The organism is Cyclobacteriaceae bacterium (assembly GCA_030584025.1).
In the GTDB taxonomy this organism is placed as follows: Bacteria; Bacteroidota; Bacteroidia; order Cytophagales; family Cyclobacteriaceae; genus UBA2336.
In genome coordinates, this window is record CP129487.1 from 2,841,276 (window position 1) to 2,855,143 (window position 13,868).

Annotated in this window: 14 protein-coding genes, 1 tRNA gene and 1 other RNA gene; 7 read left to right on the forward strand and 9 right to left on the reverse strand. The window is 43.4% G+C overall.

Features of this window, described 5'->3' with window-relative positions:
• Positions 1-10: 10 nt before the first annotated feature.
• The 5 genes from QY309_12800 to QY309_12820 form a co-directional block, all read right to left on the reverse strand.
• Complete coding sequence (locus QY309_12800) at positions 11-1,435, reverse strand: TlpA disulfide reductase family protein (GenBank protein ID WKZ58746.1); 1,425 nt, start codon at positions 1,433-1,435, stop codon at positions 11-13.
• 91 nt (positions 1,436-1,526) lie between these two features.
• The gene (locus QY309_12805; GenBank protein WKZ58747.1) at positions 1,527-1,919 is read right to left on the reverse strand and encodes a hypothetical protein; all 393 of its coding nucleotides are present in this window, start codon (positions 1,917-1,919) and stop codon (positions 1,527-1,529) included.
• A gap of 92 nt (positions 1,920-2,011) precedes the next feature.
• On the reverse strand, positions 2,012-2,500 hold the full coding sequence (locus tag QY309_12810) for a DinB family protein (GenBank protein WKZ58748.1): 489 nt from the start codon (positions 2,498-2,500) through the stop codon (positions 2,012-2,014).
• Between the two features lie 202 nt (positions 2,501-2,702).
• On the reverse strand, positions 2,703-4,463 hold the full coding sequence (locus QY309_12815; GenBank protein ID WKZ58749.1) for an OmpA family protein: 1,761 nt from the start codon (positions 4,461-4,463) through the stop codon (positions 2,703-2,705).
• Between the two features lie 109 nt (positions 4,464-4,572).
• A complete protein-coding gene (locus tag QY309_12820; GenBank protein WKZ58750.1) occupies positions 4,573-5,016 on the reverse strand; it encodes a cytochrome B in 444 nt (147 codons plus the stop codon).
• An 81-nt stretch (positions 5,017-5,097) separates the two neighbouring features.
• Here QY309_12820 and QY309_12825 point away from each other — a divergent pair, with 81 nt between their 5' ends.
• From QY309_12825 to ssrA, 4 genes are all read left to right on the forward strand, one after another.
• Positions 5,098-6,063 carry a hypothetical protein gene (locus QY309_12825; GenBank protein WKZ58751.1) on the forward strand — a complete coding sequence of 322 codons (966 nt, stop codon included), beginning with the start codon at positions 5,098-5,100 and terminating at the stop codon, positions 6,061-6,063.
• Positions 6,064-6,073: 10 nt separating this feature from the next.
• Positions 6,074-8,482, forward strand: a complete 2,409-nt coding sequence (locus tag QY309_12830) for a penicillin acylase family protein (protein ID WKZ58752.1) — start codon at positions 6,074-6,076, stop codon at positions 8,480-8,482.
• Positions 8,483-8,573: 91 nt separating this feature from the next.
• On the forward strand, positions 8,574-8,867 hold the full coding sequence (raiA, locus tag QY309_12835; GenBank protein ID WKZ58753.1) for a ribosome-associated translation inhibitor RaiA: 294 nt from the start codon (positions 8,574-8,576) through the stop codon (positions 8,865-8,867).
• Positions 8,868-8,961: 94 nt separating this feature from the next.
• Positions 8,962-9,353: a transfer-messenger RNA gene (gene ssrA / locus QY309_12840) on the forward strand.
• Between the two features lie 2 nt (positions 9,354-9,355).
• Here ssrA and QY309_12845 read toward each other — a convergent pair.
• A complete protein-coding gene (locus QY309_12845) occupies positions 9,356-9,613 on the reverse strand; it encodes a hypothetical protein (protein WKZ58754.1) in 258 nt (85 codons plus the stop codon).
• A 156-nt stretch (positions 9,614-9,769) separates the two neighbouring features.
• On the opposite strand from QY309_12845, the gene QY309_12850 reads away from it, so the two are divergent.
• From QY309_12850 to QY309_12860, 3 genes are all read left to right on the forward strand, one after another.
• Positions 9,770-10,072, forward strand: coding sequence for a hypothetical protein (locus tag QY309_12850; protein ID WKZ58755.1), 303 nt, complete (start codon positions 9,770-9,772; stop codon positions 10,070-10,072).
• 93 nt (positions 10,073-10,165) lie between these two features.
• Positions 10,166-11,092: a TerC family protein gene (locus QY309_12855; GenBank protein WKZ58756.1), complete on the forward strand. Its 927-nt coding sequence runs from the start codon at positions 10,166-10,168 to the stop codon at positions 11,090-11,092.
• Positions 11,093-11,433: 341 nt separating this feature from the next.
• Entirely contained in the window at positions 11,434-11,787 is a 354-nt protein-coding gene (locus QY309_12860) for an MmcQ/YjbR family DNA-binding protein (GenBank protein ID WKZ58757.1), read from the forward strand.
• A 315-nt stretch (positions 11,788-12,102) separates the two neighbouring features.
• Here QY309_12860 and QY309_12865 read toward each other — a convergent pair.
• The 3 genes from QY309_12865 to QY309_12875 all read right to left on the reverse strand — a co-directional run bounded on the left by QY309_12865 (position 12,103) and on the right by QY309_12875 (position 13,868).
• A tRNA-Arg gene (locus QY309_12865) sits at positions 12,103-12,174 on the reverse strand.
• Positions 12,175-12,300: 126 nt separating this feature from the next.
• Positions 12,301-13,092: a DUF4382 domain-containing protein gene (locus QY309_12870; GenBank protein WKZ58758.1), complete on the reverse strand. Its 792-nt coding sequence runs from the start codon at positions 13,090-13,092 to the stop codon at positions 12,301-12,303.
• Between the two features lie 110 nt (positions 13,093-13,202).
• Positions 13,203-13,868: a DUF4918 family protein gene (locus QY309_12875; protein WKZ58759.1), complete on the reverse strand. Its 666-nt coding sequence runs from the start codon at positions 13,866-13,868 to the stop codon at positions 13,203-13,205.

The window sequence follows — 13,868 nt, forward strand, 5'->3', positions numbered from 1 at the left end:
AAATTTAATTTTATAAAAGCGCATTAATGGCATTGCGAATAACCTCGCCAGATGAAGGACGCGGAGCATTTGAATCTGCAATCTTTCCGTCCTTATCAATAAGCAGGTAGCGTGGTATTGCCATTATATTATAGGCCTTGCAAATTTCTGAATTCCAAGCCCCGTCAACAAACAAGTGCTCTCCGGTAAACTCCGGATCATTTGTCAGGTATTTTTTCCATGCAGGTTTATCCGAATCAATCGAAACATACATAAACACCAAATCCTCCTCGTCTTTGTATTCATTTTTTAAAATCTTCGAATTCGGAAACTCAGCCCGACACGGCCCGCACCAGGTAGCCCACACATCAACGTACACGACTTTTCCCTTGTAGTCAGCCAATGAACGTGAGATGCTATCGGGTGTTAATCCTGTATAGTCGGGTGCCGGGTTCCCCTTCGCAAGTTTCAGCCATTTGTTGTAGGCTTGCTGTAATCTTGGGGTATATGCAGATTCGGGAAATGTACTCTTAAACCAATCAAAACGATCACCTAGATTATCAATACCCGAAAACTGAATGTGATTATAAACATGCGTTGCATAAGCTAACTCGCGCAATTCTAAATTGGTAATTTTTCCAAGTGTTTCCTTTTCCAATTGATGCGATACCGAATCAGGTATCTGTTCCAGATTCTCCTTCTTTTGGTAAGCCTTTTCAGTGAGGTAATTTAAATCACTAAAATATACATTAGCCGCGCTTCGGTAATCCGGATGAAGCATGCCTGCGGTTGCGTGTTGTTCAAAAACTGACCAGTACGTTTTTAAGCTATCGGGCGTATACTCCGGTTCCTTTCCAGCATAATACTTATAGTTACTTGGATAATAGGAATACCACTCCGATTTTTTAGCTTGTAAAAAAGCTCTCTGACTATTCAAAAAAAGCTCATCAGTTATTTGCAGACTAGATGAGTCAAGAAAATTTGTTGCCTTACTGAAAATCAATTTCAATGTATCCTCAAAAGCTGCCGGTTCGCGCATAACCAGGTCTCTGAATGGAACAAACATTGATTTATTCAAATGCAACATTGTCTGTTGATAGTCTGCTCCGTTTCCTTCAAAAGCAAGCGATGTATCCTTGTTCTTATAATCTCCCTTTATTGTAAAATCAAAACCAGGCTTCAGGTAAAGTCTAACATAAACACCCGACAATGAATAGTATCCGGGCTTGTCGATTGTTGCTTCCATCTGAAAATGACCAAGAGAATCGGTTGTGGCTGTTACGATGGGTTCTTTACTTTCATATCCCATTGCATCACTTAAATACGTGAGCTTTATCTCCGTTCCAGGTTCAATATTCAAAACCTCAGAACGAATTTTAGTTACAATAGGCTCCTTTTTGCATGCGGATAACAACAACGCAGCAAATACAGGAAGTAGGAAATTTTTAACGCGCATGATGTGAGGGTTTAGGGGACTAATGAATTAACTGTCTGAATATCGGGTTTATTTTACTTGGATGAAACAAAACCCGAAAAAGTTCTGACGATTATCGCGTGAAGATGGGCGCAACGTATTCAATAAGTGGTTCTCCAATCAAATATTCAATAGCCTCCTTTTCTGTAGCAAAGGCCCTGAAATCAGTATTCATGAGAAGGTTGAAGCCTTTTAAAATCATCATCTTGGGCAAATTCAATCCTACAAGTGTATTGCGCTTAATCAGGTGTTTGATTTCTCCCGATTCGTGTTCCATGTGCCGAACGTACCCAGGCGTTACAAATACATGGTGAAATGAATTGATGATAAGTTTATGATCCGCGTCATGCAGTATTAATTGCTTCACCTCTATGGCCAGGTTAATCATCCCAGGCTCCTTCAAACGGGAATAATCAATAGCCAGAATCTCCTTTCCCTGAACAACGATTTTACGGATTCGCTCCATGTACCAAAAATACAATAGAAGCCTGAACAAGCAATCAACAGCATGCAGCAAGCGACTACCTCCTGCATACTGCCAACTGTCAACTTTTTACACTAACGCTCCCAAAAAGCAGGCGGCTCAATGCCGAGCGAACGTAAATACACATACGCCTGCGCCCGGTGATGAATTTCGTTATCAATAAAATAGAAAACAGACGACCATACGGTGCCCTCGTATTGTCCGAATGTAACAATGGATTGTTGAAACTTCTCTTCCGGAATTAATGCCCACAACCGGTTGATCTCCGGTGTTGCCTCATCCCAGAGTTGCAAAAGTTTTGCTTTGCTGTTGTTCAACTCAAGATGTTCCTTCAATTCCTCTGTTGATCCCAGCGCAATCTGGCGTAAGCCGGGTACCGCAATAGCCAGCAACTCCTGAACAAGTGCTGCACACGTGCGCATACCGCCAATAGAATGGGTGAACAGTTCCTTCTCCGGAAAGGCTTCAATTACCCTTCTTGTGAGGGCGCGATGTCCTTGCCAATGTTTCAATAATTGCTCACCTGTGATTACGGTTCTCGTTTCCTGCTGTGTTTGTGTCATAATGATTGAGTTTTGTGTGAATGTTAATTTCATCACAAGCTCAAACCGGGGAGTGACAACGGATTGTCAGCAATGAATAGTTGTGTAAATAATTTTATGGAGGTGTTGCCTTCGAGGGCCTCAGGCAAACAACCTTCCGGTGGCTGAGGCACCCGAAGCCACCTCCGTGGCCTGAGGCTCCCGAAGGCCCCATCAACCAATCCTACATCTTCACCACCCTAAACTCAACCCTGCGGTTGTTGGCACGGCCGGCATCGGTATCGTTGGTGTCAATGGGTGTGCTCTCGCCAAAACCTTGCGCACTTAAACGCGAAGCATCAATTCCCTGACTGATCAGGTAATCCACCACTGACTGCGAACGGCCTTGCGAAAGGTTCAGGTTATAGTCATCCGAACCTTTGCTATCGGTGTGGCCTTCAATCTGGATGGAAATGGAAGCATTTTGTTTCAGAAAATCAACCACCTTATTCAGTTCTACAAAGGATTCGGATTTCAAGGTGGTCTTATCAAAATCAAAATAGATATTTTTCAACCGCACCGTTAAGCCAACTTCAATCGGTTGTAAAATGATGTCCTTGATAACCGGTGTTATTTCTTCACTGATTACTTCAACGCTATCGGTAGCGTTTACATAGCCTTCGGCAGTGGCCACGTACATATACCAACCCGTCCGCTTAATCTCTTGCTCATACTTTCCATTTCCAGCACGCATTGAAAAGTTCACTCTCCGATCCTCCTTCAGTTGTATTTGCAGGTTTGCTGAAACAGGTTTCATGGTTTTGTTATCATACACGGTACCTGTCAGTAATAATTTTTTCGCAATAGGCGTCAGGTACAAGTCAACATAAAGTGTGGTGTCGTTGCCGAGTTGGTCGGGTAACGGAATAGAAATATCTTTTGGCAGGAATTCAGCCCGGGAAGCTGAAACCGAAACACCGCTTACTTCAGGAATGTTGGTTTCGAATTTACCATCTGCCTGCGCATGCAATTGAATCACTTCCGATCCGGCCGGCTTCACCTGAACGTTCGCATCAATGGGCTGTTGCGTTTTCTCATTATAAATAGTGCCCACCACTTTTACGGTAATATCGCGAGGCACAAGCTTCCATAAATCAAGCGTTCCGCCATCTCCACCAATTACCGAGCGACTCATAAATACATTACCGGTTTTATCGATGCAGAAATACATTTCACCGGCAGCCGTGTTGATGGGTGAACCCATGTTCACTGGTTCACTCCATTTTTGCCAGGAGTCGTCCAGGCGTGTGGTCTTGTAAATATCCGACTTCCCAAATTTTCCGGGAACATTTCTATCGCTGGCAAAGTACAGGGTTTTGTCATCGGGGCCGATAAACGGACCGAAGTCATCATCGCGTGTGCTGATATTCAATTTTACCGGGCGCGACCATTTACCATCCGCACCCAGGTTGCTTACATATAAATTACTGCGTGTGCTGTTCGTCATCTCACCAAGAAAAATGATCATATGCTTCTTATCGGACGACATGCTGGCCCCATAGAATCGGCCCTTATTCATTTCTTTAAAACCCGGAACTTCAATTTCAGCAAGTGAGCCACCGGTCACTATGGAAAATCCTTTGGTATCCTTTTGCCTGCCTCCTTTAATAAAGAGAGAACCATCCGGCAAAGCCGTAAAAACCTGGTTGCTGCGGTGAATATTAAACGGATTATTCAGGTGAACAGGAGCACCCCATGTTCCATCTTCTTTAATGGTCGACATCCAGATGTCATCACTACCTGTTTTTCCAAATGTGTTTTCAGGGTGATTGTGCACAAAAAAATACAGCTTGGTGCCATCGATGGAAATGATAGGTGCCGCATCATGATAGAAGGAATTCACCTCCTTATTTAGCTTAACCATTTCATAGCGCGGTGCAAACTCCTGCGCAGATGATAGAAGCGTGAATGCGGAGAATAGAATAATGAAAAGTAAGCGATACATTGTTCCTATATTTTTTACCATTTATAAAGGTAAAAACATTGGCGCACAATTCAGCCTATAAAAACGCTGAATTCAGTAACCGGGCGACTTTTTGCAGCGAATGGCTTAATTAAAACGTACCGGGAATCAGGATACCTCGCCCACTCATGCTGAGTGAAACAAAAATGATGATTAGGGCCAGCACATTAAACACAAACATGCGCCTGTGTTTGGCGGTGTCATCACCCATTTTCTTAGAAGTGGTACGCGCCAGGGTAATCAACACAATGGCGATCAGGTTTAAAGAAAGGTGTTCAACAGCCCAGTACCGGAGTTCAGCATTCTTCATGGTGCCCGCATTAAATTGCACCACATCACTCACAAAATAGAGTATTAGCCCGATCAGCAATTGCAGGTGGGTGAAAATGAAGAGGTAAAGTCCCAGTTTATTATCGAGTTTGGTATAGGGTTTCTTGCCCAGCCACTTCAGCAGCGAAACAATCACCACAACAACCAACATGATCAGCACGAAATAGCGCAACAGCGAATGAGTGTGTAATAAACCGGTATGCATAGTTTAAAAATTTAATGCCCCGAAAATAGTACTCCTTTTCGAAACTTCCGAAAAACTCCATAATTTGGAGGATAACCTGTAATGAAACGCTTCATCCTCACCCTAATCCTGCTTACCACATCGCTCTACGGATTTCCGCAGGATGAAGACCTACCTGTCGATTCGGCACCCGATACCATAAAAATCGGTGCCTACATCATCAGCATTCATGACATTAATTTTCAAGATAAGGAGTACACGCTCCGGTTTTGGCTATGGGCTTTGTTCGACAACGTTGGTTTCGACCTGTCAAAACAACTGGATATTCCGAATGCAAAATCTATTGATGAACCCCTTACCATTGTGGATGTTGTGGATGGCACCACCTGGCAATTGATGAAGCTCCGCGCCACCATGAAACAAAACTGGAAAGTAGGCAACTACCCGTTCGACAAACAGCATCTGGTTGTACATATTGAAAATACGATTTTCGATAAAAGCAGTCTTGTGTTTAAGCCCGACCAACTAGGAAGCGGTTACGATCGCGAATTGACGTTGGATGGTTGGAGCATCTCCAATTTTGAAGTGATCGCCAACGATAAAGAATATACCACCGTTTTTGGAGATCCCTCCTCCGACATGCTTCATTCTGAATATTCCTCTTTCGACATCATTATCGACATCGAACGCGATGGCTGGGGTCTGTTCTGGAAGCTTTTCTCAGGGATGTACATTGCCTTTCTGATTGCCATGGTAAGTTTCGGGCTGCAAGTGAATGAACTTGAGCCCAGGTTTGGCTTACCCGTGGGTGGTTTGTTTGCTGCTGTCGGTAATAAATACATTATCGATTCCTTGTTACCTGAATCCAACACCTTTACGCTGGTTGATTCCCTTCATTCCATCACGTTTCTCAGCATATTCATCATTTTGTTTCTAAGCGCGGTAACGTTGCATAGCTATCATAAAGGGAATGCTATTCAGGCTAAAAAAATCAATTTTATTTCGGCCGTTGCCGTATTCATAGCCTTTGCTGCCATCAATTCATTTCTTGTTTTCAACGCACTTTAATGCTGTTCTTATGAAATTTATCAAGCGGGTAATTATTGCATTTCTACTCTTGGGTATCCTCATCGCGCTATCCATTTATGGTTACTTACTAACCACCAAGCCAACGTTGGATGGAACCTTGACTCTTCCTGGCCTGCAAGCCGATGTTGAAGTGTTGTACGATGAATGGGGTATACCACACATTTATGCACAACATGAAGAAGATGCCTACTATGCACTTGGCTATGTGCACGCACAAGACCGGCTCTTTCAAATGGAAATGCTCAGGCGTGCTGCTTCGGGCAGGTTAGCCGAAGTATTGGGACCTGAGTTGGTTGAGGTCGACAAATTTTTCAGAACACTGGGCATCAATCACTTTGCCAAAGAACATGCTGCAAAATTTCTTTCTGGTGATACCGCTTCCTTTCAACGCGCTGCGCATGCCTATCAGAAAGGCATCAACCAGTATATCAACACAGGCAAAGTGCCTATCGAATTTTCCATTATGGGTATACCTAAGCAGGAATTTACTCCCGAAGATATTTACCTCGCAGTGGGGTTTATGTCGTTTGGGTTTGCCGAAGGGTTCCATGCCGACCCGGTTTTACAAAAAATCAAAACCGAATGGGGAGATGAATACCTCAAAGACCTTGCTGTGCAAACACCACCAGACGCTGTACTGATCAAAAACCATGATGGTGAACTCAAACCAACTGCCTCCAACCAGCTCATCTCAAAAATTAATGAAGCCATCGAAAAAATTCCCGTTCCACTTTTACAAGGCAGCAACGGTTGGGTAGTCTCGGGTGCGAAATCCGTTTCAGGGTTTCCAATACTTGCCAACGACACACACATTGGCTTTTCACAGCCTGCAGTTTGGTATGAGGCGCACATCGAATATCCGGGCTTCAGCTTTTACGGACATCACCTGGCCGGCATTCCGTTTGGTTTGCTTGGTAACAACCGCTATTGCGGATTCGGCCTTACCATGTTTGAAAACGATGATGTGGATTTTTTTGTTGAAATACCCAACCCAGAAGATTCAACCTATGTAAAATTTCAGGAAAGCTGGGAAAAACTTAAAACCCGAACTGAAGTAATTAAAGTACATGGTGAGGAAGACATCAACTTTCTGGTGCAAACCAGTCGGCACGGCCCAATCATTAATGGCATCGTTGAAAATGTTGAAGAAGCTGGAAACCCTGTAGCACTTTCCTGGCTCTTGCTTCAGGTGGAAAACAATGCCGTTCAGGCCGCTTATCAGCTGAATCGCGCATCCACTTTTAGCGAAGCACGTGATGCTGTTTCGAAATTCTCCGCCCCCGGACTCAATGTAATGTATGCCGATACCGATGGCAACATTGCGTGGTGGGCTGCGGCTAAACTTCCGGTGCGGCCAGCACATGTACAGAGTAAACTCTTCCTGGATGGTGCCAGTGGCAACGATGAATATCAAGGTTATTATGATTTCGATAAAAACCCGCACGCCATCAATCCGCCCTGGGGCTTTGTTTATTCCGCTAATAACCAACCCGATAGCGTGGATGGTATTTTGTATCCGGGATATTACTACCCGAAAAGTCGTGCAGGACGTATTTATGAATTGCTCTCATCCGACAAAAAGTTTTCAATGGCCGACATGAAGGCCATTCAACTTGATATTACTTCTCACCAGCAAGCCGAAACAGCTCACATCATGGCAGATGCCCTTCATGCTTACGCAGATGATGCCGAACTCGGTGTGATTGTTCGCGAACTCAAAAACTGGAATGGTGATCACACTAAAACACAGACAGCGCCCTCCATCTATTACAACATGCTTTCGCAGATAACCTACCGGTCAATGCAGGATGAGATTGGTGTTACGGCATTAAAATCCCTGCATGGCACTTCTGTTCCGAAAAACTCCTACCACACGTTTATTGCCAACGCTTCTTCACCGTGGTGGGATGATGTGCGCACGAAAGACAAACAAGAATCACGCGAAGACATCTTAGTCGAATCAGCACAGGAAACGATAAGGCTCCTTAAGAAAATTTGTGGCAACAAGCCCGAACAATGGACATGGGGAAAAATACATACCCTTACTCACCCACATGCGTTTAAAGATGTTAAACCGTTGAATAAATTTTTCAATGTGGGCGCGTTTGAAGTTGGTGGCGGAAATGAAGTGTTGAATAACTTACTGTTTAGTATAGACACCACCGGATACTTCCCCGTGATAGGCGGACCGGCCTTGCGTAAAGTGACCGACTTCGCCAATATTGAACAAGGCGAAACGGTTTCACCTACCGGGCAAAGCGGTAATGTCATGAGCGCCTACTACAAGGATCAGGCGGAAATGTTTGCCACTGGCCAATACCGAAAAATGATGATGAATCGGGAGGAGATTGTACAACAGACAAAACTTAAACTTATACTGAAACCAACCTCCGACTGACAAAGATCAGCCTGAAAAAATGACTGAAGTATTGTGCGTTTCAGTAAAATCATCGTTCATTAACCTTACAACCAATCGAAAATTAATAGCCATGAAAATTCATATTCAAACACTTGATTTTACCCCCAAACAAGATTTACTCGACCTGGTGAATGAAAAAGTTGAAAAGCTGGAACGCTTTAGCGATCGCATTGTTGAAAGTCGGGTGGTGTTACGGGTAGAAAAATCTGATAAACGTGACAATAAGATTTGCGAAGTGCGGGTGGTGATTCCCGGAAACGACCTGTTTGTCAGCAAAAAATTTGAGTCGTTTGAAGAGGGTATCCATAAAGTAACAGACACCCTACAACGACAATTGAAGGAGTGGAAGGAAAAGCAGGGCTGATTCTTTGCTTATAAACCAATCACAAAGGAACCATTTTACGTGTATATTTGTCTCCCTTTTGCCTGGGGTTTCAGGCAGTGTTATTTGAAATATTGGGGCCGACCGGTTTTGACAGGATGTGTGATGACGTGTGTAAGCATGCAGGCTCATAGGATGAGAGCCTTGAAAGATAGTCCTAAACCATACGTGGCGAGAATAACTACGCCATGGCTGCTTAATCTGACGGTACGTTAGATTAGCTTACTCCGATTAAGAATCGGAGGGCCATCATCGCTCAGCACGTTGTTCTGCAGGTGCTGATTTAGCGGTGTCGTTTTGCGGAACTGCACTGCACGAAGTTACAGCGTGCGGTTAAGACAAAGTAACTAAGGAGTAATTTGGCTGTTGCCTGCCTTGCTATTCCCGACAAGTAAAGTCAACTAAGCATGTAGAAGATACGATTATCATCTTCTCTGGACCAGGGTTCGATTCCCTGCGGCTCCACTTTTTTACCCTTGCGATACCGACAGCCCATGCAGAGCTGCCAGTTCAGCCACAATTCCCAAGGCTACCCATAAATCGCCAAGCAGGCCACTGGCCGAAAAAATAATGAGCATGACCAGTATACCCAGCGCAACACCAATTACCAATAACCGCACATCCGGTATGGCACGGTATGCCTGTGGTTCTCTTGTATACGTATGCTGCAGGGGTCGGTTGGCAACCGGTTTTACATACCTTTTTCTGATCAATGCCTTGCTCTTCATATCCTGTAAATTTCTGAGGCAATTTTACGGCTGGTGATCAATAGATTTTTATTTATGTTTGTTATGGCTGCTATAAGAATTGTAAATGGGAGATTGGCCTGAACCGGTAAACATTTCGAACAAAACACCGTTCACTTAACAATTCCTGCTAAAAGCATGATTCAGACATTCAGTAAATATTCCTTTACCGTTGTGCTTACCATGCTGGTAGCCCTTAACGCGGATATTCCGCTACGGGGCAACCTGGATTCGTTTAATCCGGTTGAACGCGAAGCACCCGTTCGGGGAAATCTTCAGGTTGAGTACCGGGTACTTACCGGCAAAACCAAGGAACAGGTCTGCACCCCACGACCTCGATTAGTATGGCTAAACAAAGGAACACCGCTTAAGCAAATCATAACCGGTACCTTCCAAAGCAGAAAGCCATTGTTCCTCCTCAATCGGGTGCTCAGGTTATAAGACCAGTTGATTCATGCTGTGGATATACGCCACACCCGCTTACCGCTACCAGGGTGGTGAGTCGCTTATCAATCATCTTTCTTAATCACTTTTATGAATCAATCAATTCTTTGGATTTCCTTTAACATCTTCATTTTGATTATGCTGGTTCTTGATTTGGGTGTATTCAACCGCAAATCAAAACAGATAACCGTGAAGGCCGCTCTTGGCTGGACAGCCTTTTGGGTCTTTCTGGCCTTTTTGTTTAACGTGTTTGTTTACTTCCACCTTGGTGAAACCAAAGCCTTTGAATTCTTTACGGGCTATGTCATTGAAAAATCGCTGAGTGTCGATAATATTTTCGTCATCATCCTGATCTTCTCCTATTTCAAAGTGCCTGCAGAATATCAACATAAGGTTTTGTTCTGGGGAATTTTAGGTGCGTTGGTCATGCGCATCATCTTCATCCTGGCTGGGGTGGAATTAATTCACAATTTCCACTTTCTCATTTATGTATTTGGTGGATTCCTCATATTCACAGGCATTCGCTTTCTTACCCAGAAAGAAGCACCGGTAGACCTGGATTCGAATCCGTTTGTGAAATTTCTTCGTAGGATTTTTCCAATCACGCCCGAGTTCAGGGCCGATAACTTCTTCATACGCGAAAATGGAAAGCTGTGGGCAACACCTTTATTCCTGGTGGTGATGGTTATTGAAGGAACCGATCTGGTTTTTGCTGTGGATAGTATTCCCGCCATACTCGCCATATCCGATGATTCGTTCATTGTCTATACCTCCAATGTATTTGCCATTTTGGGATTACGATCACTTTACTTCGCACTGGCAGGCATTGAAAAGTATTTCACCTACCTGAAGTACGGACTGGCAGCTATTCTGATTTTCATCGGAGTAAAGATGTGTATTGCCGATTTTTACAAAATACCCATAGAGATATCACTCGCTTTCATTGTGCTTACGCTTTCGGTGGCGGTTTTGGCTTCCATGGTTATTCAATCTGCTCAAAGCGGTGATAAGAAATAATTGCAAAAGGCGCTAAAAACAAAAAGAGCCGATCATCGATCAGCTCTTTTTGTTTGTTGATGATCTCATCAACTTACTTCTTCCTCTTTGCAGCCTTCTTAGCTTTCTTAGCTACTTTTTTCTTGGCTACTTTTTTCTTTGCTGCTTTCTTCTTGGCAGCTTTCTTCGCTTTCTTTGCCATAGCGTTTTTAGTTTTTAGTTAAACATTTATTAAAAAGCTAAATAAAGGTAGCACTTGATTTCATATTTGCAAAATATTTCGTAAAATATTTGCACTTCACATTTTCGTTGCTCATACCATCATTCACATCAACTGAAAATTCATCACACAACATCACAACATGAACATTGAAGAACTTCAAGCGCTGTGCACATCATTCAAAGCAGTAACCGAAGATATCAAATGGGATAATGATTTATGTTTTTCTGTTGGCGGAAAAATGTTTTGCGTTGCATCATTGGAGAAACCGCTTCGAATCTCCTTTAAAGTAGACGATGAAGTGTTTGATGAACTGACCCTGCGCGAAGGTTTCATGCCCGCACCATACATGGCGCGTGCCAAATGGGTAAGTGTAACTGATCTCACACAGGTGAAACAGAAGGAACTGAATCAACTCATTACACGATCATACAAACTGGTCGGTCAAAAACTCACAAAGAAGGTTAGGAAAGAGCTTAGGTTGGATGTGAATTGACTACGAATTCACTACGACAATGCTTATTCTACTGAATTATGCTGCTTCAGGCTTTCATTCAGGTTTTCATAATGACCTTTATATTGCTATCACAAAAATAAGTTTAACCACAAGCACACAAAGAAGGCACAAAGCCCGCCTGCCGCAGGCAAGGTTCACAAAGAAAAAGTCGCTTTATTGAATCACTTTGAGGCCTTTGTGTAAGCCTTTGTGCCCTTCGTGTTTTCTGTATTTCTATTTTTGAGATGGCCTCTAGTAAAAGTCGTGATTAACACTTTTAAGTACCTAAGCACAGTACATGGCATAAATGATAAGTACCCCCGGCAGGAATCGAACCTGCACCTAGAGCTCCGGAGGCTCTCGTTATATCCATTTAACTACGGAGGCATGGCCGTGAACAACGGCTAGAGTGCGCAAAATTAATCAAATACATGGGAGGAAAAAATCTGATAAAAAGAAAGGATGGCCTCCTCGACCATCCTTCCACTATGTTCTTTAGTAAATCCGGATGTATTATTCTTCTACATCAACCGCCACTTCACCCAAATCGGTCACATTTCCCAAGGTTACCGCAACATCCGTAATGTCAGCAATCGAATATCCGGTTACAGGCGAAAAAGAAACGGTATAGGAACCCGGCTGTAAGCCCTTAATCAAAAACTTACCCTCATCGTTGGCGTACGTAGTACCTAACGTGTCATCAGCAACAATGGCATAAACGGCTGGTTTTGCCAATGGCTCGGAAATCGTTCCGGCAATGGCACCACTGGTGGCTTCTGTAATGGTTCGGATAACCGGCTTCAACAAATACTTGCCGCTGGCACCCGCTATAACAATTGAACGGGCTGCATCGAAATCAAGCAACAGGGTGTATGTAATCCCTTCAATCAAATCGGCATTAACATTCAGCTTTAACCCGCTCTGCTGTGCACTTGGCGTAGTCAGTGAATGGGTTTCACCATCTACCTTAAGCGTGTTGTTGTTTCCTAAAATCAATCGTACTTGTGAAATGCGACCAGCCGGTAACTCAATTGCTCCCAACAATGTATCCAATCCATTAGTCAGTTCAAGCAGGTTATACACCCCGGGGGTAACATCCAGGGATTTCCATCCGCCTTCCGTATCATCACTGGAAGCGTGTACCTGAACGCCCTGAATATCAATGTTCACTTCTTCATAATCACCGGGTGCGTCAGTCAGACGTACTTCCAACCGTGCATTTTTTCCATCTTCTGAACAGGACATCATGATAAATCCTGAAAGAAGGGTCAGAAAGAATAAGGGAATCAATTTCACGCGTTTCATATGCTTACTTATTTGTCTCATTAGGTTATTATGTTTTCCAGGAACAAATGTAACCACCGGTTTGGATTAACAGGCACACGCTCCGATGACCATGCCATTAAGGCGATAAATTACCGGAGTTGGCGGATATAAAGCGCTAAAAATTCATCCAGCCTTTTTCTGCGGTATTGCATAATAAAACGCGGATGGGGAAGCGAAATGAGGGTTTCAAAAAAGTGATTTACCTCATTCAGTTTTGATAAATATTGAATATTCTTTCCCTCCCCAAGGCAATAACACACATCAGTTTTTAAACCAAATTCAAGTTGCTTATGAAGGCTATCGACAGCAAACGGTGTAATGGCTTGCTCCAACCGTTTATCGTCATAATAATTTAAGTTTTTCCCATCAAGGGTAAACCCCAGCGGACTAATCGAACTGATATAATATTGACTGAAAAATTTTTCCGGGCCTCCATAGGCATCAATCATCATCCAGATAAAATCCGCAGAAAGCTCAGCTTTTTTTGGAAGGGTGTTGGCAATGCCACAACGTTCTTCCAACTTGATGGGATCAGTAAATGGAACCCCGGTTAAACCGGCACCAAATCGCCCCGGATTAATGCCGAGTATCAAAGTTCTCGGATTTGAGTCATTGTAATACCTGAAATAAAATTTTTTACTGAGCTCACATGTAAGCGTATCGGTAAACGGATTAAGCACCTCCACGCCTTTTGGGAGTTTAGCCTCAATTTTTAATGATTGATTAAAAGTAATAATCCGCTCGGCCCAGGTCAT